This window comes from Paractinoplanes lichenicola, assembly GCF_016785085.1.
In the GTDB taxonomy this organism is placed as follows: Bacteria; Actinomycetota; Actinomycetes; order Mycobacteriales; family Micromonosporaceae; genus Actinoplanes; species Actinoplanes lichenicola.
In genome coordinates this window covers 13,790-39,068 of the sequence record NZ_JAENHO010000010.1, presented here as the reverse complement: position 1 = coordinate 39,068, position 25,279 = coordinate 13,790, and the positions used below count along the sequence as shown (strand labels likewise).

The following is a 25,279-nucleotide window of genomic DNA, read 5'->3' as shown; positions in this document are numbered from 1 at the left end:
GACTTTGGCTTCAGCTCCCGGCGGGCGCGGCGACTTGCCTGGCGGAACTCATGGCCAGGTCGCGTCCACCGAAGTGGTGTATGACCCGGTCTTTCCCGGCGTACTGAGGCGGCCATCGCAGATCCTTCGGATTGCTTGAAGATCACGAAGGAGAGACCTGCGATGGCCGCAGAACCGAGTCTGAATGTCGCTGAGCTGCTACGCGAGCATCTTCAATCGGCGAGCCCTGATCTACTACGGGCGATGGTGCAAACCTTCGCCGAGACGCTGATGTCAGCCGAGGCCGACGCTGTCTGCGGCGCCGAGTACGGCGAACGCAGCGACGAGCGGGTCAACTCGCGTAACGGCTACCGGCATCGCGACTGGGACACCCGGGCCGGCACGGTCGAACTGGCCATCCCGAAGCTGCGCCAGGGCTCCTACTTTCCCGACTGGCTGCTGCAGCACCGCCGCCGCGCCGAACAAGCCCTCGTCAGCGTCGTGGCCACCTCATATCTGCTCGGCGTCTCGACCCGGCGGGTGGAGAAACTGGTCGAGCAACTCGGCATCAAACAACTCTCGAAGTCCCAGGTTTCGGAGATGGCCCGCCACCTGGACGCGCAGGTCGAAGCGTTCCGCAACCGGCCCCTGGACGCCGGCCCCTACACGTTCGTCTGGGTCGACGCCCTCGTGATCAAGGTCCGCGAACACGGACGCACTATCAACGTCCACACCCTGGTCGCGGTCGGGGTCAACGCCGACGGCGGCCGCGAAGTCCTCGGCCTCGAGGTCACCAGCGACGAGGACGGCGCTGGCTGGCTGGCCTTCCTGCGCTCGCTGACTGCCCGGGGCCTGACCGGGGTCCGCCTCGTGGTCTCCGACGCCCACCGCGGCCTCGTCTCGGCGGTCGGGGCGGCGTTGCCGGGCGCGTCCTGGCAGCGCTGCCGCACTCACTACCTGCGCAACCTGCTCGCGAAAGTCCCCAAGAGCGCGCAGCCGTGGGTCGCGACCCTAGTCCGCACCGTGTTCGACCAACCCGACACCGACGAAGTGAAAGCTCAGTTCGCCCGGGTCTTGGACACCATCGGCGACAAGTTTCCCGACGCGGCCGAGCACCTCGACACCGCCCGCGACGACCTGCTCGCCTTCACCGCCTTCCCGCGTGAGCTCTGGCGCCAGATCTGGTCGAACAACCCGCAAGAACGCCTGAACAAAGAAATCCGGCGACGCACCGACGTCGTCGGGATCTTCCCGAACCGGGCCGCGATCATCCGTCTCGTCGGGGCTGTGCTCGCCGAGCAGACCGACGAATGGGTCGAAGGACGTCGCTACATGGGCCTGGACCTGCTCCGTAAAGCCCGGCTCACACCCGTCACCACCGATGCTGACCAGCCAGAAACCGACCAGATCGTCGAGATCGCGGCCTAGCATCAACAAACACGGATCTGCGGTGACCGGCTCTTACACCACGCCAGCGGACGTGACCCATGGCCACCCCGGCCAGGTCGGCGTTCTCCTGGTGGGTGGCGGTGAGCTTGACCAAGTTCAACCGCCAGCCTCCAGCGGTTCGGACGGCTTCGTTGTCGTAGAAACCCACGACCAGCCAGCTGCGCGATTCGCTGGGAAGCCAGTGCTCGGCCCGGACGTGGGCATGGATGGTCGCCCGATCCCCGTCGATCTTGATGACGTGGCTCGTGATGGCGTGGTGGGTCGCGGCCCACGGCGTGAAGCTGGCGCGGAGGATCTCGACGTAATCGGCCAACGGCACGGTCGCCGGCGAAATCCCGGTCACCGACTCGAAGTCGAGGGCGAGCGGGTCTGTGAACACCCGGCCGGGTCGACCGGTGAAGTCCTTGAGGTTGGCGATGTCGGCGTAGTGGCCAAGCAGCTCAATCAGTTCGGCGCGATCGTCCAGGGCAGTCATCAGCGAAGTCCTCTCATTTATACGACAACCTGTCCCAAAGATTACGACACACTGTCGCGTAAAGCAAAAGGTGGCGCTCAGGAAGGCGGCGACGGCGAAGCCGGGCGAAGGGGGGTGGGGCCGGGGGAAGGTGGCGGCGGGGTCGGGCGGAGGGGAGTGGGGCTGGGCCGGCGCAGGGCGGTGGCGGCGGGGTTGGGCGGAGGGGAGTGGGGCTGGGCCGGCGGAGGGCGATGGCGGCGGGGTTGGGCGGAGGGGAGTGGGGCTGGGCCGGCGCAGGGCGATGGCGGCGGGGTCGGGCGGAGGGGAGTGGGGCTGGGCCGGCGCAGGGCGATGGCGGCAGGGTCGGGCGGAGGGCAGTGGGGGCGGAGCTGGGTGGAGGGCAGTGGGGGGCTGGGTCGGCGGGCGGCGGCGAGGCCAGGGCCGGGCGGAGGGCGGTGGCGGCGAGGCTAGGCAGTGGGTGGCGGAGGGAGCGAGGCGGAGGGTCGCGGCGGCGAGGTAGACCAGGGCGGCGTCGAGGTGGGCGGAGAGTAGTGGCGAGGTAGGCGGAGGGTGGTGGCGGCGAGGCCGGGCAGAGGGCGGCGGCGAGGCGGGCGGAGGGAGGCGTTGGGCCGCGGCGGCGAGGAAGGCGGAGGGGTGGCGGCGAGGCCGGGCAGGGGCGGCGGCGGAGCAGGCGGAGGGAGCGAGGCGGAGTGCCGCGGCGGCGAGCCAGGCGGAGGGCGGCGGGAAATCGGGCGGAGTGCGGTAACGGCGGAGTCTGGCCGATGGGCGGTCGCGGCGAGGGCCTGGCAGGGGGGCGGGCGCAGGAGGTAGCGGCGGGCCAGAGCGAAGGCCAGTCGCGGTGGGGTAAGGCTGAGGGGAGTAGCGGCAAAGGGAGGACGGTAGCGGCAACGCAAGCCGAACGGCGGGCGCGGCGGAGCGGAAGGCGTCGAACCGGATAAAGCGCCGAAACTCTAGAAGAGGGCGATCTGCCCCGGCGTAGGTTCGCGGCGGGCCGCCAAGCTCCCCCGGAACACCCAAGGCCGGAACTCAGGCGTCGGGTCGGCGTCGGGTGCTGTCGGGGGATCGCCGCCGTTCAGTGCCCACAGCGACGGCCCTAAGTTGATCCCCCGGGCGCGCAGGGCCTGTCGCATGACGAAGCGGTTGAGCGGCAGCCGGGCCTGCGCCAGGTCGGGGATGGGCAGATCGTGGCGCATGCTCATCAGCCGGCGGTTGCGGTCGACGATCTCGCGGGCGCCGGGCTCGGTGAAGCACTTGGCGGCGTGTGCACCGACGGCGTCGCGCACGAGGGCGACGCCGGCCTCCCAGGCCGCCTCCAGCGTGCCGAACGCCGTCAGCAGCTTGGCCGCCGTTGTGGTGCCGAACCGCCGTACGCCGTGGAGGTTGTCGGACGGGTCGCCCCGAAGGGCGGCGAAATCCCGATATTGCCACGGGTGCACGCCGTAGAGCGAGGGCAGGGTGGCGGCGTCGATCAGCATCGCCTCGTCGAAGCCGCCGTTGCGTACGCGGAGCACTGACGTCGTGTCGTCGATCAGGGCGAACGCGTCGCGGTCGCTGGTCATCAGCACCGACTGCCAGCCCCGGTCGCGGGCCGTGGCGGCCGCGCTGGCCAGCACGTCGTCGGCCTCGTAGGCCCGGGGCACCACCGTGCACACCCCGGCGTCGCGCAGCAGGGCGGGGGCGGCCAGCAGCTGGGCGGTCAGGTCGGCCGCCTTGTCGGGGCGGTGCGCCTTGTAGGCCGGATAGTCGGTGCGGCGGGCCGACTCCTCGGGGCAGTCGAAGCCGACCACCACCGCGTCGGGGCGCAGGTGGGCGGCGGCCCGGGCCAGATATCCGAAAAGGCCGCGCAACGCCCAAATCGGATTGCCGTCGTCGTCGAGCCAGCCGTCGCCCGCGCCGGCGTGGTAGGCGCGGTGCAACATGCTGTTGCCGTCGAGAACGAGCAGGAGTGGCACGCGAGAGAGACTACGCCGGGGGTGCGACGCTTTCCCGCACCACGAGGGTGGGCTCGATCGTCCGGCGTACGGCATCGGTGGTTCCCGATTCGATCTGCGCCAGCAGCAGCTCCAGCGAGGCCGTCGCCACCGCGTCGAAGTCGGGCTTGATCGTCGTCAGCGGGGGGTTGTAGAAACCCGCTTCCGGTACGTCGTCGAAGCCCACGATGCTGACGTCGGCCGGCACCCGGCGCCCGTGCTCGTTGAGCGCCCGCAGCAGCCCCAGCGCGATGTGGTCGTTGGCCGCGAAGACCGCGGTCGCCTCGGGCAGGCGCGCCAGCAGCTGGCCGTTGCGATAGCCCGACGCCGCGCTCCAGTCGCCGGTCAGCAGCGGCGGGATCTCGCGGCCGGCCTCGCGCAGGGCCGCCTCCCAGCCCTGGATGCGCCCGGCCGCGTCGAACCAGTCGGCCGGGCCCGAGATGTGCCAGACCGACGCGTGCCCCTGGCTCAGCAGGTGCTCGGTGGCGGCGCGGGCCCCGGCGACCTGGTCGACGGTCACCAGCGTGGACGAGCGTTCGGGGTCGCCGTCGATGGTCACCAGCGGCACGTCGCCCGGCAGCTTGGCCAGGGCGGGACCGGCGCTGGCCACGGGCGCGATCACAACGAGCCCGGCGACGCGCTGGTCGAGATGCCGCTCCACCGCATCCGCGATCGACCGTTCGTCGAGGTTGCGCACACTGCCCACGTTGACCGCGAACCCGGTGGCCTGCGCCGCCTCCTCGAACGCGGTCAGCATCGACGCCGGACCGTACAGGGAAGAGTTTTGCGCGACGACGCCGATCACCTTGGACGTGCCGGTGACCAGCGCGCGGGCGGCACGATCGGGCCGGTAGCCGAGCTCGGCAATGGCCGCCTGGACCTTGAGGCGGGTCTGCTCGCTGACGTTCGGGTGCTCGTTGAGCACACGCGACACCGTCTGATGCGACACCCCCGCGAGCCGGGCGACGTCCATCATGCCCGGCGGCCGACCACGTTTGACGCTCATCCGCGGCAGGATAACCGCACGGAGCCGGCCGGCGGGGGTCCGCCGGCCGGTCGTGTCGGGTCAGACGAGCGGACAGGTGTTGCGATAGTCCGAGATGGAGGTGTTCGCCGGGCCCGGGCAGATGAACTGGTCGTAGCGGGTGTCGTTGTCGACGAAGCGCTTCAGCCAGGCCGTGGCGAGGCGGGCGGTGAACGTGTTGGTGGTCTGCGGGAAGAAGTGCGAGGCGTTGTTGAGCTCCAGGTACGCCTTCTCCGACGCGGACGGGATGCTGTTGTAGAACGGGATCGAGTGCGACGCGACCGGCGCGATGGTGTCGCTCTCGCCGCCGACGATCAGGGTCGGCACCCGCAGCGTCGACCAGCTCTTGGTCGCGTTCCACGGGGCCAGCGGGACGGCCGCCTGCAGCGACGGCCGGGTGCGGGCGGCCTCGAGGCTCCCGCCGCCGCCCATCGAGTGACCGGCCACGGCCAGCCGCGTGGCGTCGATCCGGGACCGCACCGAGCTCGACCGCGTCAGGTAGTCGAGCGCGGCCAGCAGCTGGTCGCCGCGCGAGCCGGGCTGGTCGTACAGGGTGTTGGTCTCGATGCCGATCACCACGAAGCCGTGCGACGCGAGGCGCGGGCCCAGCCACGAGATGCTCGACCAGCGGGCGGTGAAGCCGGGCGAGATGGCGACCGCCCCGAAGGTGCCGTCGGCGGTGCTGGTCGGGTAGTAGATCGTGCCGCCGCCGAATCCGGTGACCAGCGAGGACACGTTCTCGGTGGCCACGCTGTAGGGCCCACGGCTGGCGTCGAGCGCGGCGGTCGTGGGGGCCGGCCCCCGCTCGTACGGGTTGTCGGCGGCCTGAGCCGGCGCCGCGCCGAGCCCGGCAGCCAGTGCGGCGGCCGCGCCCATCGCGAGGAAGAACCGGCGTGGTTTGCGAAGTTGCTGCACCTGACACGCTCCCGATAATTGGGGATTGATGGCGGTCAGTGTTTGCGCGGCTCCGCGCGGTGCGCATCGGCGAAACCACCGGCCTTGTAACACGCTAGAAATTTCATCTGCCGAAAAGTCCGCGCCGCCACCTTCCCCACCGCGACCTGCGGCGACAGACTCGCGACATGGTTAGTGCACGTCAAGTGCAAAATTCCTTCCCGTACGGTCGGCAAGCGCAACTGACGGCGATCAGCGCGCTGCTGGCGGCGGCGAAGAACGGCCGTGGCGGCGCCCTGGTGCTGGCCGGCGCCCCGGGCGAGGGCCGCACAACCCTGCTGCACGCGGCCGCCGGGAGCCAGCCGCATGCGTTCGCCAGGAGTCAGCCGTCCGCGAGCGCCCTGGGGCTGCTCACGCTGGCCGTCGAGGGGCATGCCGACGAGTCGGAGTTCGCCCTCGCCGGTCTGCAACGCCTGCTCGAGCCGCTGGCCGATCTCGTCCCGAGCCTGCCCACGCGTCAGCAGGCGCCCCTGACTGACGTGATCGACGGACGCCCACCCGCGGCCGGCCCGCTGACGCTCGGAGTGGGCGTGCTCGCCCTGCTGCGCCGGGCCGCCGGCCGGGGCCCGCTGCTTCTGCTGATCGACGACGCCGACCGTCTCGACCCGCTGTCGTGGCAGCAGCTCCGCCTGGTCGCCCGCCGCCTGAGCGGCCTGCCCGTCGCCCTGCTGGCCACCGTGACCGCCGACGACCGGGGCCTGGCCACGGCGGCTGACCTGCCGCTGAGCCGGTTGGAGCCGCTGCCGGAGACCGCAAGCCTCGCCCTCCTCAAAAGCTGCGCGCCCGATCTCGCCCCAGAGGTCGCGGCCGCCCTGACCGACCTGGCCGCGGGCCACCCCGGCGCCCTCACCGACCTCGTCAGCGCGCTGACCCCGGCCCAGCGCCGCGGCTTCGACCCACCGCCCCTCGCCCTGCCACCCGCCAGCACCCTCCGCCGCCACGGCAACGCCCTGATGTCGGTCCTGCCCGCGGCCACCCGCCGCCTGTTGCTCCTGGCCGCCACCGCCCCGGACGCCACCCCCACCGACCTCGTGGCGGCCGCGAGCGACGGCCTGCGCACGCGGGAGTGCGCGAGGGTGCTCGATAGTGCGCGTTTGGGCGACCTCGAACCCGCAGAGCGAGCGGGCCTCGTCGAGGTGTCGTCGAGCGGCGTCCGGTTTACGCCGGAAGTGTTGCGGACGGTCGTCTACGGCGACGCCCCGATCGGCCAACGCCACGCCGCCCACCTGAGCCTGGCCACCGTGCTGGCCAAACGTGGCCGCACCCTGGCCGCCCTCGTGCATCAGGCGGCCGTCACCACAGGGACCGACGACGACCTGGCCCGCGACCTGCTCGAAGCGGCCAAGAACGCCCCGGCCCCCGAAGCCTTCCACGCCCGCCGCCGAGCGGCCGACCTCAGCGCCGATCCGCGGGTGGCCGCGGAAGCCGCGCTGGCCGCCGCCCGCAGCGCCCTGGCCGCGGGCCGCCCCCGGGACGCGGCGCCCCTGCTGCGGCGGGCGGGCAACGCGACCGGCAACACCGTCGTCCAGGCCCGGGCGCGGGCCCTGATCGCCGAGCTGCACGCGCGCGGCGCGCCCGCCGAGTCACGGGACACGCTGCTCGGCGTGGCCGCGGAGACGATGGCGACCGACCCCGCCGCCGCCCTTGACGCGCTGGTGGTGGCGGGGGAGGCGTGTGGGCGTACGGGGGAAGCGGGTTCGTTCCCCGGGTTGGCGCGACAGGCCGCCGACCGCTGCCGCGACGGGCGCCCCGGCACCGAGCTCGCCGTCCAGCAGGTGCTGGGGATGGCCGACCTGCTCACCGGCGACGAGGAGGCCGGTTTCGGGCATCTGCGGGAGGTCGTGCGGCTGGGCGAGCGCAGCGGCGACGCGACCGCGCTGATCCGGGCGGCCGACGCGGGCATCGTGCTCGGCGACGACGACCGGGCCGCGCGCCTGGCCGGGCGGGCCGTGACGCTGGCCCGTGAGCTCGGGGACGCGGCGCTGCTGCCGCGGGCGCTCGAGGTGGCCGCGTACGCGGAGCTGGCCGCGGGCCGTCATGATGCCGCGCACGAGCTCGCTCTGGACGGGGCCGCGACCGCCGGCGGGGCCGACCTGGTCGCCGCCCATTTGTCTCTGCTCGGGCTGCTGGCCGCGTTCCGGGGTGACGCCGCGACCGCCCGCGAGCACGCTGCCGAGGAGCTGGGGAAGCTGGCGGACTGGTCGGAGGCACTGCTCGACCTGGTCGACGGGGAACCGGCGCGCGCGGCCCAACGGCTCGTGCGGGTGGCCCGTACGGGGTCGATGGTCTTGCGCGTGGCCGTCGCCCCGCACCTGGTCGAGACCACCGGCGCGCGCAACGACGTCTTCGACCGGTGGGCCGGGCGCACCGGACGGCCGGGCTGGCTCGCGCTGCGCAGCCGGTGCCGGGCGCTGACCGACGCCGCGGCCGCCGACGACTGCTTCCGGGAGGCGCTGGGCTGGCACGAGCGTGACCCCGACGGCGGCTACGCCCGGGCCCACACCCAGCTTCTTTACGGCCGGCACCTGCGCCGGCACCGCCGCCCGGCCGAGGCCCGCGATCATCTGCGCCGTGCCGCCGAGACTTTCCACCGCTTCGACGCCGGGCCGTGGGCCGAGCAGGCCGCCCGGGAGCTGCGCGCGGCGGGGGAGCGGATCGGCCCGGTCGGCCGTGCCCCGCTCACCGCCCAGCAGGAGCGGATCGCGGGGCTGGTCGCCGAGGGCGCGACCAACCGTGAGGTGGCCCAGCAGCTGCACCTGAGCCCCCGCACGATCGACCATCACCTGCGCAACGTCTTCGCCCGGCTGGGCGTGCGGTCGCGCACCGAGCTGGCCCGGTTAGACCTTTTCCACGGTGACCGGGGTGACCAGCCGGCGGTCCCGGTCGCCGACCACGCGCACTGAGCCGGTCAGCCGCACCCGGCCCGTGCACGGCAGGTCGGCCGCCGACGTGCCGACCAGCACGTCCAGCTCGCCCGGCTCGACGATCCGCGAGAAGTCGCGCCCGGTGAAGGCCGTGCGGTCGGCGTGCACCGTGAAGGTCACGTCCTTGGCCTCGCCCGCCGCCAGCGGCACCCGGGCGAAACCGGTCAGCTGCTTCACCGGCCGGGTCACCTGCGCCACCAGGTCCTTCAGGTAGAGCTGCACGACCTCGTCGCCGGGGCGCGAGCCGGTGTTGCGGACCCGTACGGTCACCTCGAACTCGCCGTCGACCGGCACCTCGGTCGCGCTGATCCGCAGGTCGTCCACCTCGAAGGTGGTGTACGAGCGGCCGTGGCCGAAGGCGAACAGCGGCGTCGGGTCCAGGTTGCTGACCCCCGTGTTCTCCGCGCCCAGCGAGGGCAGCAGGTAGGTGCCGGGCTGGCCGCCCGGGTGCCGCGGGATCTGCACGGGCAGCTTGCCGCCCGGGTTGACGCGGCCCGTCAGGACGCCCGCGATCGCGGCGCCGCCCTCCTCGCCCGGCATGAACGCCTGTACGAGGCCGGCCGCGCGCGAGGCGACCTGCCCCAGCGCGTACGGGCGGCCGGAGACCACAACCACGACGACCGGCTTGCCCGTGGCCAGCAGCTCCTCGATCAGCTCGGCCTGCACGCCGGGCAGCGTGAGGTCCTCGGCGTCGCAGCCCTCGCCCGAGGTGCCGTGCCCGAACAGGCCGGCCAGGTCGCCCACCATCGCCACGGTCACGTCGGCGCCGCGGGCCGCCTCGACCGCCGCCGCGAAGCCCGACTTGTCGTCGCCGATCACCGCGCAACCCTGTTCGTACACGACCTCGGTGCCGGAAAGGGCAGACTTCAGCGCGTCGACCGTGGTCGGCACGTCGATGCCGAGCCCGGCCTGCGGATAGCGCGGCAGCACGTGGTTGGGGAAGGCGTAACAGCCCATGAACGTACGGGGGTCGGCCGCGGCCGGTCCGACGACGGCGAGCCGGGCGACGCCGTCGGCCAGGGGCAGCGCCGTGCCCGCGTCGAGCAGCACGATCGAGCGCTCGGCCATCTCCCGGGCCAGCGCGCGGTTGTCCGCCGAGTCGAGGTCGGTGCCCGCGGCGGCCGCGACTGACTTCTCGGGCGTCCAGTCCGCGTCGAGCAGGCCGAGCTCAATTTTCTGGGTCAGCAGGCGGCGGGCGGCCCGGTCGATCAGCGCCTCGTCGACCTTGCCGATCAGGCCGGGGCCGAAGCCCAGCGTGTCGGGCAGCTCGACGTCGATGCCCGCGGTCAGCGACTGCGCGCCGGCGTCGGCCATGTCCTCGGCCACGTGGTGGGTGGTGGCCAGGAACGGCACCGCCCAGTAGTCGGAGACGACCGTGCCGGTGAAGCCCCACCGGTCGCGCAGCAGCTCGGTGAACAGCCACGGGTCGGCCACCGCGGGCAGGCCGTCGATGTCCGAGTAGGAGTTCATCACCGAGCCCGCGCCGGCCTCGCGGATCGCGGTCTCGAACGTCGGCAGGATGACGTCGAGCAGCTCGCGCCGGCCCATCGGCACCGGGCCGTGGTTGCGGGCGCCGCGCGACGCCGAATACCCGGCGAAGTGCTTGAGCGTCGCGATCACCCCGGCGCTCTGCAGACCCCGTACGTATCCCGCGCCGAGCAGCGCCACCAGGTACGGGTCCTCGCCGATGGTCTCCTCGACCCGGCCCCAGCGGTAGTCGCGCACCACGTCGAGCACGGGGGACAGGCCCTGGTGCACGCCCACGGCGGCCATGTCGCGGCCGATCGCGGCGGCCATCCGCTCGACCAGCTCGGGGTCGAAGGTGGCGCCCCAGGCGATCGCGGCCGGATAGACCGTGGCGCCGAACGTGGTGAACCCGGTCAGGCATTCCTCGTGCACGATCGCCGGAATGCTCAGGCGCGAGTTGGCCAGGACGATGTGCTGCTGACGAACGACCTCGGCGGCGCCTTCGGTGGCAGTGAGGGGGTGACTACCGTAAACCCGGGTCAGGTGCCCGAGTCCGTCCCGGCTGGCCTCCTCCAGGGGTATCGTGCCAGAAGCCGCGAAAACGTCCTGCATAGGAGCGACGTTGAGGGTCTCTTCAGGAGCGATCGCCTCCTCTTCGGCCTGCATGTCGTTGCCGACCCAGCGGCTGCCGAGCTGGCCGAGCTTCTCCTCGAGGGTCATCGCGGCGAGCAGCGCGTCGACGCGCTCGGCGACGGGTAGCGCCGGGTCCTGCCATGGCTTGCGTGCCGGTTCTATGGTCACGGCGCAGCTCCTCAGTGTTTCCTGGGCGGTTCCTGGATTGCGGCTCCGAAACTTTCAGTGTTTGCACAGTGCAATGTTTCGGTGCCGGATGATCTTAATCAGGCTGTGCGCGCTGGTCGGGATCGCGTCCACTCTCGCCGTGGGAGCGCGACCACAGCAAGACCCTTGACATGATCAAGCCGAAACCCTACGTTAACGAAACCTCGTGTTAATTTGCGGTTGTCGAGCGAAACTTGCAGCCTCTGTGACGCGGACGACCACCTACCACGGCGATTCTCTCGCTGCCCCGACGGCGGCACTCGAGTACGGAGATCAGCGTGACCTATAACCCGATGTCCCGGCGGAACTTCCTCGGCCTTGCCGCGGGTGCGGCGGGCGCCGCGGCGCTCGCCGCGTGTGGCAGCTCCGGCCCTGAGAACAGCGGCGGCGGCAGCACCAACGGCGGCGGCAGCGGTGGCGGCGCCAGCTACTGGTCGCTCAGCGGCCCGCCCGGTGAGCCGGTTCGCAAGGAGTCGATCAAGCGGTTCAACGACGCGAACTCGGGCACCAAGATCGAAGAGTTCTACTACCAGAACGACGCCTACAAGCAGAAGATCAAGACGGCGCTGGGCGCGAACCAGGCCCCGACGATGATCTGGGGCTGGGGCGGTGGCGGCCTCAAGGAGTACGTGGCGGCCAACCAGGTCGAGGACCTGACCGACTGGTTCGGCCAGAACGCCGCGGTCAAGGACAAGATCCTGCCGTCGTCGTTCGGCGCGGCCACGGTCAACGGCAAGATCTACGCGATGCCGATCGAGACCGTGCAGCCGATCGTGCTCTTCTACAACAAGAAGGCGTTCGAGAAGATCGGCGCGCAGCCCCCGCAGTCGTGGGGCGACATCATGGCCCTCGTGCCGAAGTTCAACGCACAGAAGATCGCGCCGTTCTCGCTGGCCGGGCAGTCCCGCTGGACCAACATGATGTGGCTGGAGTTCCTCCTCGACCGTACGGCGGGCTCCGAGGTCTTCGACCGCGTGTTCGCCGGCGAGAAGGACGCGTGGAGCGACCCGGCCGTGCTCGACATGCTGACCAAGATCCAGGACCTGGTGAAGGCGAACGGCTTCCAGAAGGGCTTCTCGTCCACGGCGGCCGACTCCAACGCCGACCAGGCGCTGCTCTACACGGGCAAGGCCGCCATGATGGTGCACGGCTCCTGGTCCTACGGCATCCAGGTCGCGCAGGGCGGCAACTTCGTCAAGGACGGCGGCCTGGGCTGGATGAACTTCCCGCCGGTCGAGGGCGGCAAGGGCGACCCGACCAACACGGTCGGCAACCCCGGTCAGTATCTTTCGATCTCCTCCAAGGCCTCGGCCGAGGCGAAGGAGACGGCGAAGAAGTTCTTCTCGACCACGCTGGTCGACGACGCCGAGAAGGCGGCCTGGGTCAAGTCCGGCGGTGTGCCGGTGCTGAAGGGCAGCGAGAGCCTCTTCCAGGGCGCCGACGCCCAGTTCCTCAAGGACATGGCCGCCATCGCCAACGGCGCCAAGACCTTCGCCCAGTCGTGGGACCAGGCGCTCAGCCCGACCGCGGCCGAGACCCTGCTCGACAACATCGCGAAGCTGTTCCAGAACCAGGTCAGCCCGCAGCAGTGGGTCGACGCCATGAACGGAGTCATCGGCAAGTGACAGCGATCGCTCCGCCCGTCGTACGGACGAAAAAGAGCACCGGGTCCAGCGGCGGGCGGAGCGGTCCCGTCCTGTGGATGGCGCTGCCGGCCTTCGTATGGTTCGTGTTGTTCGGCATCGTGCCGCTGCTGGGCGTGGTCGCGCTCAGCTTCACGACCTGGAACGGTATCGGCGAGATCGTGCCGTCCGGCCTGGACAGCTGGAAGGCCACGCTGCAAGATCCCGGCCTGCCGAACGCGCTGTGGGTCACCTTCCTGATCATGGCGTTGTCGTGGGCCGTGCAGACCCCGATGTCCATCCTGCTCGGTGTCTTCCTGGCCACCAGCAAGCGCTACCGCGAGTTCCTGGCGGTGCTGTTCTTCATCCCCCTGCTGCTCAGCTCGGCCGCCATCGCGATCACGTACAAGGCGCTGCTCGACCCGAGCTTCGGCCTCGGCAGCGGCCTGGGCGTGGAATGGCTCAACCAGGACTGGCTCGGCAAGTCGACGCTGGCCATGGGCGTGCTCATCTTCATCGTGTCGTGGCAGTTCATCCCGTTCCACACGCTGATCTATCAGGGTGCGGTGCGGCAGATCCCGACTTCGATGTACGAGGCCTCGCAGATCGACGGGGCCGGCCGCGTACGGCAGTTCCTGTCGATCACGCTGCCCCAGCTCAAATACACGATCATCACCTCGTCCACGCTGATGGTCGTGGGGTCGCTGACCTTCTTCGACCTCATCTATGTGCTGACCGGCGGTGGCCCCGGTGACTCCACCCGGGCGCTCGCGCTGCTCATGTACAGGCAGGGATTCCAGGCCAACCTCATGGGTCCGGCCAGTGCCATCGCCGTGATCCTGGTCCTGGTCGGCCTCGGGTTGTCGTTGCTGCTGCGGCGGCTCGGCGGCCGGGGCGACGAGAGCCAGCTGGAAGGAGCCTGAGTTGGCGACCGTCACGAACCACCGCCCGTCGCCGACCGTCTCGGGCACCCCGGGCGGCGGCACGCGCAAGCGATCCAAGTGGCTGCAGTTCAACTGGATCGGCGGCGGGCTGAGCTGGGTCTGGCTGTTCATCGTGATGCTGCCGATCTATTGGATCGTCATCACGAGCTTCAAGACCCAGGACACGTATTTCATCACCAACCCCCTGGCCCCGCCGAGCGACTTCTCGTTCGCCAACTACAAGACGGTCATCGAGTCCGACGTCGCGCGCTACTTCATCAACAGCGTGATCGTCACGGCCGGCGCGGTGATCCCGGCCGTCCTGATCAGCTTCATGGCGGCGTACGCGATCGTCCGCGGCGCCGGGAGCCGCGTCCTGAAGCTCATGAACGGCGTGTTCGTGATGGGCCTGGCGATCCCGCTGCAGGCGGTGATCATCCCGGTCTATCTGATCATCATCCGGCTCCAGATGTACGACACCCTGGCCGCGATCATCATGCCGTCGATCGCGTTCGCCATCCCGCTGTCCGTGCTCGTGCTGTCGAACTTCATCCGTGACGTCCCGAAGGAGCTCTTCGAGTCGATGCGGATGGACGGCGCCACCGAGTGGGGCACGCTGTGGCGGCTGGCGTTCCCGCTGACCCGTCCCGCGCTGGTCACGGTGACGATCTACAACGCGCTCGGCATCTGGAACGGCTTCCTGCTGCCGCTGGTGCTGACCCAGAGCCCCGACAACCGGACGATCCCGCTCGCCCTGGCCGACTTCTCGGGCCAGTTCGGCGTGAACGTGCCCGCGATCGCCGCCTCGGTCACCCTGACCACGCTGCCGATCGTGATCCTCTACGCCGTCGGGCGCCGCCAGCTACTGAGCGGTCTGACGGCGGGTTTCAGCAAGTAGGCGGGTGCTCTCGCGGACGACCAGCTCGGTCGCCAGCTCCACCCGGGGAGTCTCGATGGGCTCGCCCCGCGACAGTCGCAAGACGGTCCGCGCGGCGAGCCCGCCCATGTCCGCCAGGGGCTGGCGCACGGTGGTCAGCGGCGGCGACGACCAGCGCGCCTCGGGCAGATCGTCGAAGCCGACCACGCTCAGGTCGTCGGGCACCCGGAAGCCGCGCAGCCGGGCCGCCTCGTAGACGCCCAGCGCCATCTGGTCGCTCGACGCGAAGATCGCGGTCGGCGGGTCGTCCCGGTCGAGCAGCCGCTGGGCCGCCGCGAAGCCGCCCTCGTGCCGGAAGTCGCCCGGCTCGATCAGCTTGCGGTCGACGCGCATGCCGGCCGACTCGAGCGCGGCCCGATAGCCGTCGAGCCGGGCCCGGCTGCACTGCAGATTGCGCGGGCCCTCGACCAGCCCGATGCGCTGGTGACCGAGCGAGATCAGATGCTCGGTGGCGCTGCGCCCGCCCGACCAGTTCGTCGCGCCGATCGTCGGCACGTCCGCCGCCGCGCCGCCGGCCGGGTCGATGATCACCATCGGCACGTTGAGCCGGTGCAGCTCCGTATAGACCGGGCCGGCCCCGTCCGAGATCACCAGCACCACGCCGTCGGACTGACGGGACCGCAGATTTTGCAGCCACTGGCGGGTCGACGCGGTGCGCCGGTGCACGGCCGAGATGACCGTGCCGACGCCGGCCGCGTGCGTGACCTCCTCGACGCCGCGGATCAGCTCGACCGCCCACGGACTGTCCAGATCGTGGAAGACGAGGTCGATCAGGCCCGCGCGCAGCGGCTGCCGAGAGTTACGAGGACGGTAGTCGTGCTCTCGCAGGAGGTGCTCGATCCGGTCCCGGGTCTCGGGGGACACATCCGTACGCCCGTTGAGCACTCGCGACACCGTGGGCACGGAAACCCCGGCCGCCTCGGCAATGGTCGCGATTGTGACCCGTCTTCCGCCCGCGGCCATTCGATCTCCTCGTTCGCGCCTGCCCCGCCCCGAAACTTTCGTGCCGGAGTTCCGGAAGTATTGCACATTCCGCGACCGATAAGGGCACGTGCACACGTCTGATCTCGGCGGCGCCGGGGTAAGGGCTGTCTCATGCCTCTCATCGCCGGTCGATACCGCCTGGGGGAGACGCTGGGCACGGGCGGAATGGGCACGGTCTGGCGGGCCCGCGACGAGGTGCTCGACCGTGATGTCGCGGTCAAGGAGGTGCTGCTCCCGGAGGGGGTCGGGCACATCCAGCGCCGTACGCTCCGCGAGGCCCGCGCCTCGGCCCGGCTCGGCCACCCCAACGTCGTACGCATCTTCGACGTCTTCGAGGTGGACGGTCGCATGTGGATCGTCATGGAGTACGTGCCGTCCCGCTCGCTGCAGGAGGAGTTGCGCCTCGAGGGGCCGATGGACCCCCGCCGGGCCGCCCGCATCGGCCTCGACCTGCTGGCCGCCCTGCGCGCCGCGCACGCCGCCGGGGTCGACCACCGCGACGTCAAACCGGCCAACGTCCTGCTCGCCGACGACGGCCGGGTGCTGCTGACCGATTTCGGCATCGCCACGATCGAGGGCGACAGCCTGATCAGCAGTTCGGACATGCTGCTGGGCTCGCCCGAATACATGTCGCCCGAGCGGGCGAAGTTCGGCACGGCCGGGATGGGGTCCGATCTGTGGTCGCTCGGGGCGACGCTGTATGCGGCGGTGGAGGGGCGCTCGCCGTTCCACCGGGGCAACGCGCTGGCCACGCTGACGGCGCTGGCGGCCGACGAACCTGACCCGCCGAAGCAGGCGGGTGCCCTGGAGCCGCTGCTGATGGGCCTGCTGCAGAAGGATCCAGCTGCACGCCTCGACGCGGCCGCCGTCGAACACGGGCTTCGAGCGGCGCTTGCGGGGGCCTATGGTCACGGCCTGGTCCCCGTACGGGATGCGGCTGTGACCACGCATGAGTTGGACGTCCCGCCCTCGCCCGCGAACACCGATGACTCGCCCGCCGACTCGGATGTCTCGTCCACGGACGCTGATGACTCGTCCGCAGACGCCAATGTCTCCCCTGCGGACGCCGATGTTCCGCGTGCGACGGCTCTCGGCATCCCTGCGCAACGGTCCGCTCCTGATGACGCCCCCGCCTACGCGGCCGCGTCGGTTTCGGCCCCGGAGCGCATCCCCGACGACCCCGTGACGCGGTCGGGCCGGCGCTGGATCGTGCTCGCCTCGGTCGCCGCCGCTGCGCTGCTGGCGGCCGCGGTCTGGGGCGTGACCCGTCCCGACGACAGCACCCCCGAGGGCTCCGGCGTCCCGGCCACGTCCGTCCCGGCCGGTTCCGCCCCCGAATCGGCCCAGCCCTCGGCCACACCGTCCGCCCCGGCCAGCCCCTCCTCCTCGCCGAGCGTGGCCACCACGACGACCGCGCCGCCGGGTTCGGCGGGGTCGTCGGATCTGCCCGCCCTGCCCGACGGCTGGCGCGATTATCGGGACCCCACGGGGTTCGCCGTCTATGTCCCCGCGGGCTGGAACCGCTCCAAGGAAGGCAGCATCGTCTACTTCCGGCGCGGCTCCCAGGTGCTGGGCATCGACCAGACCAAGAAGCCGGTCCCCGACCCGGTCGCCGACTGGCGGGGCAAGGCCGACTACCGCGTCTCGATCGGCGACTTCCCGTCGTACCGCGAGATCCGCATCGACGAGGTCGACTACTTCACCAAGGCCGCCGACTGGGAGTTCACGTTCACCCGCAACGGCGTCCGCCAGCACGTCAACAACCGCGGCGTGATCACGTCGCCGAGGCAGGCGTACGGCTTCTATTGGCAGACCCGCGACGACGAGTGGTCCGCCCACCAGGACGACCTCGAACTGATCTTCGACAGCTTCCGCCCCGCCGACTAGCGCCCTGCCGACCGCAATCCTTCCACCAGGAGCGCGGTCATGCGCCGGCCGTAGCCGGGCTCCTCGTCGGGCAGGGGTGCACACAGCTTCGCGACCGCGTACAGGAGGTCTTGGGGGCTGACTCCGGCCCGGATCTCGCCCGCCGTGACCGCCGAGTCGAGCAGGGACTCCAGGGCGGGCCCGAGCTTCGCCATGAAAAAGCCGGAAAGCCCGTCGTACGCGGGATCGCCCGAATGCAGCGCCGCCGCGAACCCGCGCTTGGTCGCCACGAACGCGGCGAGCCGATCGAGCCAGCGCGCCAGGGCCTCGCCGGGTGCGTGCTCGGCGGCGAGCGCGGGGGCCGCCTCGGCGCAGGCGTCGATCTCGCGCTCGATCACCGCCTTGATCAGGTCGGAGCGCTGCGGGAAGTGCCGATACAGCGTGCCGACCCCGACGCCGGCCAGGTCGGTGATCTCCTTCGCGGGCGCGTCCACCCCGGACGTGCCGAAGACCGTCTTCGCCGCGTCGAGCAGCGCCTCGACGTTGCGCCGGGCATCGGTCCGCTTCCGGCGTGGGGCCGCGGTGTCCTCGGTCACCGGCACTTCCTCCTTGCTTATCCGGAAAAGCTTTCCGTATGGTTCCGGAAAGGCTTTCCGCTTCATCGACCCTACCGTGAGGAGACGCTGATGCAGTACCGCACCCTCGGCCGGACCGGGATCAAGGTCAGCCCGTACGGGCTCGGCGCGCTGATGTTCGCCACGCAGGTCGGCAACCCCGACCCGCAGGACTCGATCCGCGTGATCCACAAGGCGCTTGACGCCGGCCTCAACCTCGTCGACACGTCCGATGCCTACGGCGACTCGGAGGAGGTCGTGGGCCGGGCCCTCAAGGGGCGGCGGGACAACGTCGTGCTCGCCACGAAGTTCGGCCGCCCGACCGGCGACGACCCCAACCAGCAGGGCGGCTCCCGCCGCTGGATCATGACCGCGGTCGAGAGCTCGTTGCGGCGCCTGGGCACCGACCACATCGACCTCTATCAGGTGCACGTGCTCGACCCGGAGACCGACCTCGAGGAGACGCTGTCCGCGCTCACCGACCTCATCCGTACGGGAAAAGTGCGCGCGATCGGATCGTCAAACACTCCCGCCACCGGCATCGTCGACGCCCAGTGGCTCGCCGAACGCCGCGGCCTGGCCCGCTTCCACACCGAGCAGCTGCCGTATTCGATCCTCAACCGCGGCAACGAGAACGACGTGCTGCCGACCGCCCAGCACCACGGTCTTGGCACGCTGGTGTGGGGCCCGCTCGGCCAGGGCATGCTCACCGGCCGTGTCCGCCGCGACCAGGCCAACGACCTGCGCCGGGCCCGCTTCTTCCAGCACCTCAACGACGAGCGCCGCATCGACGTCGTCGAGCGCCTCCTCCCGCTGGCCGAGGAGGCCGGCCTGCCGCTGACCCACCTGGCCATGGCCTTCACCATCGCGCACCCCGGCGTGACCAGCGCGCTGCTCGGCGCCCGCACCCTGGACCAGCTCGACGACCTGCTCGCGGGTGTCGGCGTCGTGCTGCCGGACGACCTCCTGGACCGCATCGACGAGATCGTCCCGCCCGGCACCGACGTCACCCGCCTCGACCAGGCCTACCGGCCTCCGGCCCAGCTCGACCCCGCTCTGCGCCGCCGCCCGCGGACGGCCCGCAGCGCCGCCTGACCCCTTCCGCCCGGCCCGGCCCGAGGGCCGCAGCGTCGTGTCCCGCTGCCGTGGCTCGGCCCGGCGGCGGAAGACTTGATCGACCAGAGATGCCGTACGGGGGCCGGCACGGCATGCTGGGCGGGTGAGAAGCTCCGAGGCGGAGGAGAGCACCGCCTATCCGACCTTGTCCGACGCCCAGCTCACGCTGCTGAGGAGCTATGGCACGGCCCGGGAGCTTTCCGTCGGCGAGGTCGTGTATTCACCCGCCGACGAACACAACGATCTCGTGGTGGTGCTCGCCGGCGAGATCGAGGTGCACGACGAGTCGCAGGAGCCGGCCGCGGTGCTCGGCGGGTTCGGCCCGGGCACGTTCGTCGGCGAGCTCAATCTGCTCACCGGCCAGCGGCCCTTCGTGACGGCCCGGGTGACTCGGGCCGGCGCCGCGGCGACCATCCCGATCGGGCGGCTGCGGGACCTGCTGGCCCGGGAGACGGAGCTGGCCGACCTGCTGGTGAAGGCGATGATCGCGCGTCGCCGGCTGCGGCTGGCGGACGAGCGCAGCCCGATCGTGGTCGTCGGGTCCGCGACGTCGGAGGGAACGCTCGCGCTGCGGACGTTCCTGAACCGCAACTCCATGCCGTACCGGTTCCTGGACGCCGACGTCGACGCCGACGTGCCGGCGACCGTGACCGCTGACGACCTGCCGGCGGTGATCGTCCCGGACCGGGTGCTGCGCCGGGCCACGCCGGCCGTGCTCGCCGAGGCGCTGGGGCTCGACGGCGGTTCGGACGACGACGGTCCGTACGACGTCGCCGTGGTGGGGGCCGGACCGGCGGGATTGGCGGCCGCCGTGTACGGCGCGTCGGAGGGTCTGCGGGTCGTGGTGTTCGATGCCATCGCGCCGGGCGGGCAGGCCGGCACCAGCTCGCGGATCGAAAACTATCTCGGCTTCCCGGACGGGATCTCGGGCACCGAGCTGACCAGCCGGGCGGCGATTCAGGCGCTGCGGTTCGGCGCGGCGCTGCGGACGCCGTGCCGGATCACCGGGATCGAGTCCGCCGACGGGACCTTCGCGGTGACACTGACGGACGGAAGCCGTACGGTCGTGCGCGCGGTGGTGGTTGCCGTCGGCGCGGAATACCGGCGACTGCCGCTGGACGGCTGGGACCGCTTCGAGGGCTCCGGCATCTACTTCGCCGCGACCGAGCTGGAGGCCGGACTGTGCGCGGGCGCCGAGGTGGTGGTGCTGGGCGGCGGCAACTCGGCCGGGCAGGCCGCGCTCTACCTGGCCCGGCGCTGCTCGCGGGTGACCGTGGTGATCCGCCGGGAGTCGCTCGAGGAGTCGATGTCGCGCTACCTGATCGACCGCATCGACGCCGACGATCGCATTGTCGTGGCCGCGAACACGGAGATCAGTGCCGTACGGGGAAACGACCACCTCACTTCGGTGGAGCTTCGCGACAAGCGCACCGGTCAGATCCACGAGGCGAAGGTGCGGGCGCTGTTCTGCTTCATCGGCGCCAGGCCGGGCACCGCTTGGCTGCCCGGCGAGATACAGCGCGATGAGGACGGTTTCGTGCTCACCGACGTCGAGCTGCCCGCCTCCGGCGAACGCCACCGGTTCCCGTACGAGACCTCGGCCGACGGGGTGTTCGCGGCCGGTGACGTCCGCCGAGGCTCGATGAAGCGGGTCGCGGCCGCGGTGGGCGAGGGATCCTCGGTCATCCGGTCGGTGCACCAGTATCTGGGTCTGACCGTCTCGACCCGGCAGGCGTGAGGCGCGGTCAACCTCGATCACGACGTGCCGCGACGTCTACAGCCGTCCAGCAACTCAACCTAGCCTCCTAGGACGCTATGTCGACAGTGACCACGGACCCTGGGCTCGTCAACGGGTGATCGACAGGGCGGGGGCGCGGGCGGCTTCGGCCAGGAGGGTGGCGACGGCCTCGTGATCGGTGGCGATCAGGCCCACGGTGACGCGCAGGTGAGGGGTCCCCGGGCCGAGGGTGAAGGCGGTGCCGGCCGCGGCGGCCAGGCCGTTGCTGGCCAAAGAGATCAGGGCGGCCGCCTCGTCGGCGACGGGGAGCCAGAGGTTGAGGCCGTCGCCGGGCGGCACCGTTATGCCATGGGTGGCCAGGGCGGCGACGACCAGGTGGCGGCGCCGGGCGTATTCGGTTCGGGCCGCCGCCACCGCGGTCACCGAGGCCGGGTCGGTGAGCAGGGTCAGCAGCAGGTGCTGGAGGAGGCGACTGGTCCAGCCCTGGCCCAGCAAGCGCCGCTCGAGGATCGGGTCGAGCACGGCGGCGGGGGCCGAGACGGCGGCCAGGCGCAGGTCGGGGCCGTGGGACTTGGAGAAGCTGTGGACGTGGATCGTCTGCCGCGGCAGGTGCGAGCCCAGGGAGTGCAGGGCGGCCGAGGACACGTCGCCGGCCGAGTCGTCCTCCACGACGTACACGTGGGGGGCCCGGGAAAGCACGGTGGCGAGCTCGGCCGCCCGGGTGGACGACCACGAGGCGCCGGTGGGGTTGAGGGCCCGCGGTTGGAGGAAGACCGCGGCGGGTCGCTGGGTCAGGGCCGCCGACAGGGCTGCGGGGAGCATGCCCTGGGCGTCGGTGTCGGCCGCGACGGCTTGCACGCCGAGTGATTCCAGCAGGTCGAGCAGCGGTGGGAAGCACGGGTTCTCGACCACCACGCGGTCGCCCAGGCGCAGCAGCGAGGACGCCACGTGATCGATCGCGTCCATCGCGCCGTCGAAGATGGCCAAGCGTTGGCAGACGTACGGCCATCTCTCGCGTAGCAGCGACGCGAGCGCGGGCAGCACCGGCTCGTCGAGATAGCTTGTCGGCGCGGGGGAGAGGCCGGCCAGCGCGGGCAGCGACGGCAACAAACGCGGATCCGGTACGCCGGTCGACAGGTCGAGCGCGAAGCCGGAGCGCCCGCGCAGGGCCGCCCGGTAGCGGCCCGGACCGTCGGCCCGTGAGGCGGCGACGATCGTGCCGCGCCGCCCGTCGGTCTGGATCGTGCCGGCCCGGCGCAGGAGCTGCCAGGCCGCGCTGACCGTCGTGGGCGACATACGCAGTTCAAGAGCCACCGCCCGTACGGGGGGAAGCTTGCTGCCGGGAAGCAGGACGCCCTCGCCTATCGCGCGCCCGACGGCATCGGCTAGGCCCCGGGCGGAGACCTCGTCTAGGCGCAGGGCCGGAAAAATGTCTTCAGTCCGATCAAGGGCGGCGGGTGGGGAGGCGGACGTACTTTGTGACAGTACGTTTCATGCATTGTTCGGTCCATAGGTGTTACGTAATCTCCGGACATGAATCGCATCGCGCACTGGATCGGCGGCGCCGAGCGCCCCGGCACGTCGGGCCGGGTCGGCCCCGTCTTCAATCCCGCCACCGGCGAGCAGACCGCCGAGGTCGATCTCGCCTCGGCCGCCGAGGTCGGCGAGGCCGTCGCGGTGGCCGCGGAAGCCGCCAAGGAGTGGCGCGCGGCCTCCCTGTCCAAGCGCTCCGCGGTGCTGTTCAAGTTCCGCGAGCTGCTGGCGGCCAAGAGCGGCGAGCTGGCCGCGATCATCACCAGCGAGCACGGCAAGGTGCTCTCCGACGCGGCCGGCGAGGTGGCCCGCGGCCTGGAGAACGCCGAGTTCGCCACCGGCATCCCGCACCTGATGAAGGGCTCGTTCTCGGAGCAGGCGGCGACCGGGGTCGACGTCTATTCGATCAAGCAGCCGCTCGGGGTGGTCGCCGGCATCACGCCGTTCAACTTCCCGGCCATGGTGCCGCTGTGGATGTGCACCACGGCGATCGCGGCCGGCAACGCCTTCGTGCTCAAGCCCAGCGAGAAGGACCCGTCGTCGGCGCTGTTCCTGGCCCGGCTGTGGCGCGAGGCGGGCCTGCCCGAGGGCGTCTTCACCGTCGTCAACGGCGACAAGGAGGCCGTCGACGCGATCCTGACCGACCCGCGGATCGCCGCGGTCAGCTTCGTCGGCTCGACCCCGATCGCGAAGTACATCTACGAGACCGGCACCGCGCACGGCAAGCGGGTGCAGGCCCTCGGCGGCGCCAAGAACCACATGCTGGTGCTGCCGGACGCCGAGCTCGACGCGGCCGCCGACGCCGCGGTCAACGCCGCGTACGGCTCGGCCGGTGAGCGCTGCATGGCCGTCTCGGTCGTGGTGGCCGTCGGGGACATCGGTGACCCGCTGGTGGAGGCGATCGCGGCCCGGCTGCCCAAACTCAAGATCGGCGCTGGTACGGACCCCGAGTCGCAGATGGGCCCGCTGATCACCGCGCAGCACCGCGAGAAGGTGGCCGGCTACATCGCGCAGGGGGCCGCCGAGGGTGCGACCGTGGTCGCCGACGGGCGCGAGGCGGAGGTTCCCGGCGACGGCTACTTCCTGGGTGTCACGCTGCTCGACCACGTCAAGCCCGAGATGGACGTCTACGTCGACGAGATCTTCGGCCCCGTGCTGGCCGTCGTGCGCGCCGAGACGTACGCGGAAGCCGTTGCTCTGATCAATGACAACGAGTACGGCAACGGCACCGCCATCTTCACCCGGGACGGCGGCGCGGCCCGGCAGTTCCAGTTCGACGTGAACGCGGGCATGGTCGGCGTCAACGTGCCGATCCCGGTGCCGGTGGCCTACTACTCGTTCGGCGGCTGGAAGGCCTCGCTGTTCGGCGACACCCACATGTACGGGCCGGACGGCATCCACTTCTTCACCCGTTCCAAGGTCGTCACGTCGCGCTGGCCCGACCCGGGCACGTCCGCGATCGACCTCGGCTTCCCGACAAACCGATGACCGCCGAGACCGTACGCGGGGACGACCGCGCTCATGTCTTCCACAGCTGGTCGGCCCAGGGCCTGATCAACCCGCTCCCGATCGAGGGGGCGCTGGGCTCCTATTTCTGGGACTACGACGGCAACCGGTATCTCGACTTCTCGTCGCAGCTGGTCAACGTCAACATCGGCCACCAGCACCCGCGGCTCGTCGCAGCCATCCAGGAGCAGGCGGCCAAGCTCTGCACGATCCAGCCCGCCTTCGCCAACGACAAGCGCGGCGAGGCGGCCCGGCTGATCAGCGAGCTCGCCCCGGGCAGCCTGAACAAGGTGTTCTTCACCAACGGCGGGGCCGAGGCCAACGAGAACGCGATCCGGCTGGCCCGCGGGCACACCGGCCGGCAGAAGATCCTGTCGACGTACCGCAGCTATCACGGCGGCACGACGACGGCGATCGCCGCCACCGGCGACCCGCGGCGCTGGGCCAACGAGAACACCGCGGTCGGCCTGGTGCACTTCTGGGGCCCGTACGCGTACCGGTCGCCCTTCTTCTCGGAAAGCGAGCAGCAGGAGACCGAGCGGGCGCTGAAGCACCTGCGCGACACGATCGTCTTCGAGGGCGCCGGCACGATCGCCGCCGTCCTGCTGGAGACGGTGGTCGGCACCAACGGCATCCTTGTGCCGCCGCCGGGCTATCTGCGGGGCGTGCGGGAGCTCTGCGACGAGTTCGGGATCGTGTTCATCGCCGACGAGGTGATGGCCGGCTTCGGGCGCTGCGGCGAGTGGTTCGCCGTCGACCGCTGGGGTGTCACGCCGGATCTGATCACCTTCGCCAAGGGGGTCAACTCCGGTTATCTGCCGCTCGGCGGGGTCGTCATCTCGGACGAGATCGCCGAGACGTTCCGGGAACGGCCGTTCCCCGGTGGGCTGACGTATTCGGGCCATCCGCTGGCTTGCGCGTCGGCCGTCGCCTCCATTGAGATCTTCAAGGAGGAGGGGATCGTCGAGCACGCGCGGGCGATCGGCGACGACGTGATCGCGCCGGGGCTGGCCGCGCTGGCCGCCAAGCATCCGAGCGTGGGGGAGGTCCGTGGCCTGGGCGTTTTCTGGGCGATCGAGCTCGTCCGGGATCGGGAGACCCGGGAGCCGCTCGTGCCGTTCAACGCGGCCGGCCCCGCCGCCGGGCCGATGAACGAGCTGGCCGCGGCCTGCAAGGAGCGCGGGTTGTGGCCGTTCACCCACTTCAATCGGGTGCACGTCGCGCCGCCCTGTACGGTGAGCGCCGACGAGGTGCGTGAAGGTCTGTCGATCCTCGACGATGCGCTGTCGGTGGCCGACAGGTATTACGCGGGCTAACGCGGGATTGCGTCGCCGCGACGGGCGCTGAGCGCCGATTCC

General features: G+C 71.2%; 18 protein-coding genes. 10 read left to right on the top strand and 8 right to left on the bottom strand.

The annotated features are described in order from the left end of the window. The first annotated feature begins 162 nt into the window (after window positions 1-162). Window positions 163-1,407: an IS256 family transposase gene (locus tag JKJ07_RS31925; protein WP_202995601.1), complete on the top strand. Its 1,245-nt coding sequence runs from the start codon at window positions 163-165 to the stop codon at window positions 1,405-1,407. Here JKJ07_RS31925 and JKJ07_RS31920 read toward each other — a convergent pair. The 4 genes from JKJ07_RS31920 to JKJ07_RS31905 all read right to left on the bottom strand — a co-directional run bounded on the left by JKJ07_RS31920 (window position 1,352) and on the right by JKJ07_RS31905 (window position 5,773). Beyond that, window positions 1,352-1,903 carry a nuclear transport factor 2 family protein gene (locus tag JKJ07_RS31920; protein ID WP_202995600.1) on the bottom strand — a complete coding sequence of 184 codons (552 nt, stop codon included), beginning with the start codon at window positions 1,901-1,903 and terminating at the stop codon, window positions 1,352-1,354. The genes JKJ07_RS31925 and JKJ07_RS31920 overlap by 56 nt on opposite strands. A gap of 950 nt (window positions 1,904-2,853) precedes the next feature. Continuing rightward, window positions 2,854-3,855 (bottom strand): 5'-3' exonuclease, encoded by a 1,002-nt coding sequence (locus tag JKJ07_RS31915; RefSeq protein WP_307834508.1) that lies wholly within the window; start codon window positions 3,853-3,855, stop codon window positions 2,854-2,856. A gap of 10 nt (window positions 3,856-3,865) precedes the next feature. Continuing rightward, the gene (locus tag JKJ07_RS31910) at window positions 3,866-4,879 is read right to left on the bottom strand and encodes a LacI family DNA-binding transcriptional regulator (RefSeq protein ID WP_438871451.1); all 1,014 of its coding nucleotides are present in this window, start codon (window positions 4,877-4,879) and stop codon (window positions 3,866-3,868) included. 60 nt (window positions 4,880-4,939) lie between these two features. Continuing rightward, window positions 4,940-5,773 carry an alpha/beta hydrolase family protein gene (locus JKJ07_RS31905; protein WP_202995958.1) on the bottom strand — a complete coding sequence of 278 codons (834 nt, stop codon included), beginning with the start codon at window positions 5,771-5,773 and terminating at the stop codon, window positions 4,940-4,942. Between the two features lie 224 nt (window positions 5,774-5,997). Between JKJ07_RS31905 and JKJ07_RS31900 the strand changes: the two genes are divergently transcribed. Beyond that, window positions 5,998-8,754: a LuxR C-terminal-related transcriptional regulator gene (locus tag JKJ07_RS31900; RefSeq protein ID WP_202995598.1), complete on the top strand. Its 2,757-nt coding sequence runs from the start codon at window positions 5,998-6,000 to the stop codon at window positions 8,752-8,754. Here the strand turns inward: JKJ07_RS31900 and JKJ07_RS31895 are convergent. After that, window positions 8,689-11,043 carry a glycoside hydrolase family 3 N-terminal domain-containing protein gene (locus JKJ07_RS31895; RefSeq protein WP_307834507.1) on the bottom strand — a complete coding sequence of 785 codons (2,355 nt, stop codon included), beginning with the start codon at window positions 11,041-11,043 and terminating at the stop codon, window positions 8,689-8,691. The genes JKJ07_RS31900 and JKJ07_RS31895 overlap by 66 nt on opposite strands. A 317-nt stretch (window positions 11,044-11,360) precedes the next feature. Here JKJ07_RS31895 and JKJ07_RS31890 point away from each other — a divergent pair, with 317 nt between their 5' ends. From JKJ07_RS31890 to JKJ07_RS31880, 3 genes are read left to right on the top strand one after another with little or no spacing between them, the layout of a single operon-like run. Beyond that, window positions 11,361-12,707 (top strand): extracellular solute-binding protein, encoded by a 1,347-nt coding sequence (locus JKJ07_RS31890; RefSeq protein WP_202995597.1) that lies wholly within the window; start codon window positions 11,361-11,363, stop codon window positions 12,705-12,707. Then, the gene (locus tag JKJ07_RS31885) at window positions 12,704-13,627 is read left to right on the top strand and encodes a carbohydrate ABC transporter permease (RefSeq protein WP_307834506.1); all 924 of its coding nucleotides are present in this window, start codon (window positions 12,704-12,706) and stop codon (window positions 13,625-13,627) included. Before JKJ07_RS31890 ends, JKJ07_RS31885 begins: the two co-directional genes overlap by 4 nt. A gap of 1 nt (window position 13,628) precedes the next feature. Next, window positions 13,629-14,525 carry a carbohydrate ABC transporter permease gene (locus tag JKJ07_RS31880; protein ID WP_236030271.1) on the top strand — a complete coding sequence of 299 codons (897 nt, stop codon included), beginning with the start codon at window positions 13,629-13,631 and terminating at the stop codon, window positions 14,523-14,525. Here JKJ07_RS31880 and JKJ07_RS31875 read toward each other — a convergent pair. Beyond that, entirely contained in the window at window positions 14,490-15,527 is a 1,038-nt protein-coding gene (locus JKJ07_RS31875; protein ID WP_202995596.1) for a LacI family DNA-binding transcriptional regulator, read from the bottom strand. The two genes, JKJ07_RS31880 and JKJ07_RS31875, sit on opposite strands and share 36 nt — an antisense overlap. A 132-nt stretch (window positions 15,528-15,659) precedes the next feature. On the opposite strand from JKJ07_RS31875, the gene JKJ07_RS31870 reads away from it, so the two are divergent. Next, window positions 15,660-17,435 carry a serine/threonine-protein kinase gene (locus tag JKJ07_RS31870; protein WP_202995595.1) on the top strand — a complete coding sequence of 592 codons (1,776 nt, stop codon included), beginning with the start codon at window positions 15,660-15,662 and terminating at the stop codon, window positions 17,433-17,435. Here the strand turns inward: JKJ07_RS31870 and JKJ07_RS31865 are convergent. Continuing rightward, complete coding sequence (locus JKJ07_RS31865; RefSeq protein WP_307834505.1) at window positions 17,432-18,010, bottom strand: TetR/AcrR family transcriptional regulator; 579 nt, start codon at window positions 18,008-18,010, stop codon at window positions 17,432-17,434. The two genes, JKJ07_RS31870 and JKJ07_RS31865, sit on opposite strands and share 4 nt — an antisense overlap. A gap of 90 nt (window positions 18,011-18,100) precedes the next feature. Between JKJ07_RS31865 and JKJ07_RS31860 the strand changes: the two genes are divergently transcribed. Both JKJ07_RS31860 and JKJ07_RS31855 read left to right on the top strand, forming a co-directional pair. Beyond that, window positions 18,101-19,123 carry an aldo/keto reductase gene (locus JKJ07_RS31860; protein WP_202995593.1) on the top strand — a complete coding sequence of 341 codons (1,023 nt, stop codon included), beginning with the start codon at window positions 18,101-18,103 and terminating at the stop codon, window positions 19,121-19,123. A 124-nt stretch (window positions 19,124-19,247) separates the two neighbouring features. Further along, window positions 19,248-20,882, top strand: coding sequence for an FAD-dependent oxidoreductase (locus JKJ07_RS31855; RefSeq protein ID WP_202995592.1), 1,635 nt, complete (start codon window positions 19,248-19,250; stop codon window positions 20,880-20,882). 108 nt (window positions 20,883-20,990) lie between these two features. Here the strand turns inward: JKJ07_RS31855 and JKJ07_RS31850 are convergent, their stop codons facing one another. Beyond that, window positions 20,991-22,301 (bottom strand): aminotransferase class I/II-fold pyridoxal phosphate-dependent enzyme, encoded by a 1,311-nt coding sequence (locus JKJ07_RS31850; RefSeq protein WP_236030299.1) that lies wholly within the window; start codon window positions 22,299-22,301, stop codon window positions 20,991-20,993. A 114-nt stretch (window positions 22,302-22,415) separates the two neighbouring features. Between JKJ07_RS31850 and JKJ07_RS31845 the strand changes: the two genes are divergently transcribed. Both JKJ07_RS31845 and JKJ07_RS31840 read left to right on the top strand, forming a co-directional pair. After that, window positions 22,416-23,903: a CoA-acylating methylmalonate-semialdehyde dehydrogenase gene (locus tag JKJ07_RS31845; protein ID WP_202995591.1), complete on the top strand. Its 1,488-nt coding sequence runs from the start codon at window positions 22,416-22,418 to the stop codon at window positions 23,901-23,903. Further along, window positions 23,900-25,237, top strand: a complete 1,338-nt coding sequence (locus JKJ07_RS31840; protein WP_202995590.1) for an aspartate aminotransferase family protein — start codon at window positions 23,900-23,902, stop codon at window positions 25,235-25,237. Before JKJ07_RS31845 ends, JKJ07_RS31840 begins: the two co-directional genes overlap by 4 nt. The last annotated feature ends 42 nt before the right edge of the window (window positions 25,238-25,279 follow it).

Coding starts and splice junctions, on each gene's coding strand:
- JKJ07_RS31925 (WP_202995601.1), top strand. CDS start 163: ATGGCCGCAGAACCGAGTCTGAATGTCGCTGAGCTGCTACGCGAGCAT.
- JKJ07_RS31920 (WP_202995600.1), bottom strand. CDS start 1,903: ATGACTGCCCTGGACGATCGCGCCGAACTGATTGAGCTGCTTGGCCAC.
- JKJ07_RS31910 (WP_438871451.1), bottom strand. CDS start 4,879: ATGAGCGTCAAACGTGGTCGGCCGCCGGGCATGATGGACGTCGCCCGG.
- JKJ07_RS31905 (WP_202995958.1), bottom strand. CDS start 5,773: ATGGGCGCGGCCGCCGCACTGGCTGCCGGGCTCGGCGCGGCGCCGGCT.
- JKJ07_RS31875 (WP_202995596.1), bottom strand. CDS start 15,527: ATGGCCGCGGGCGGAAGACGGGTCACAATCGCGACCATTGCCGAGGCG.
- JKJ07_RS31870 (WP_202995595.1), top strand. CDS start 15,660: ATGCCTCTCATCGCCGGTCGATACCGCCTGGGGGAGACGCTGGGCACG.
- JKJ07_RS31860 (WP_202995593.1), top strand. CDS start 18,101: ATGCAGTACCGCACCCTCGGCCGGACCGGGATCAAGGTCAGCCCGTAC.
- JKJ07_RS31845 (WP_202995591.1), top strand. CDS start 22,416: ATGAATCGCATCGCGCACTGGATCGGCGGCGCCGAGCGCCCCGGCACG.
- JKJ07_RS31840 (WP_202995590.1), top strand. CDS start 23,900: ATGACCGCCGAGACCGTACGCGGGGACGACCGCGCTCATGTCTTCCAC.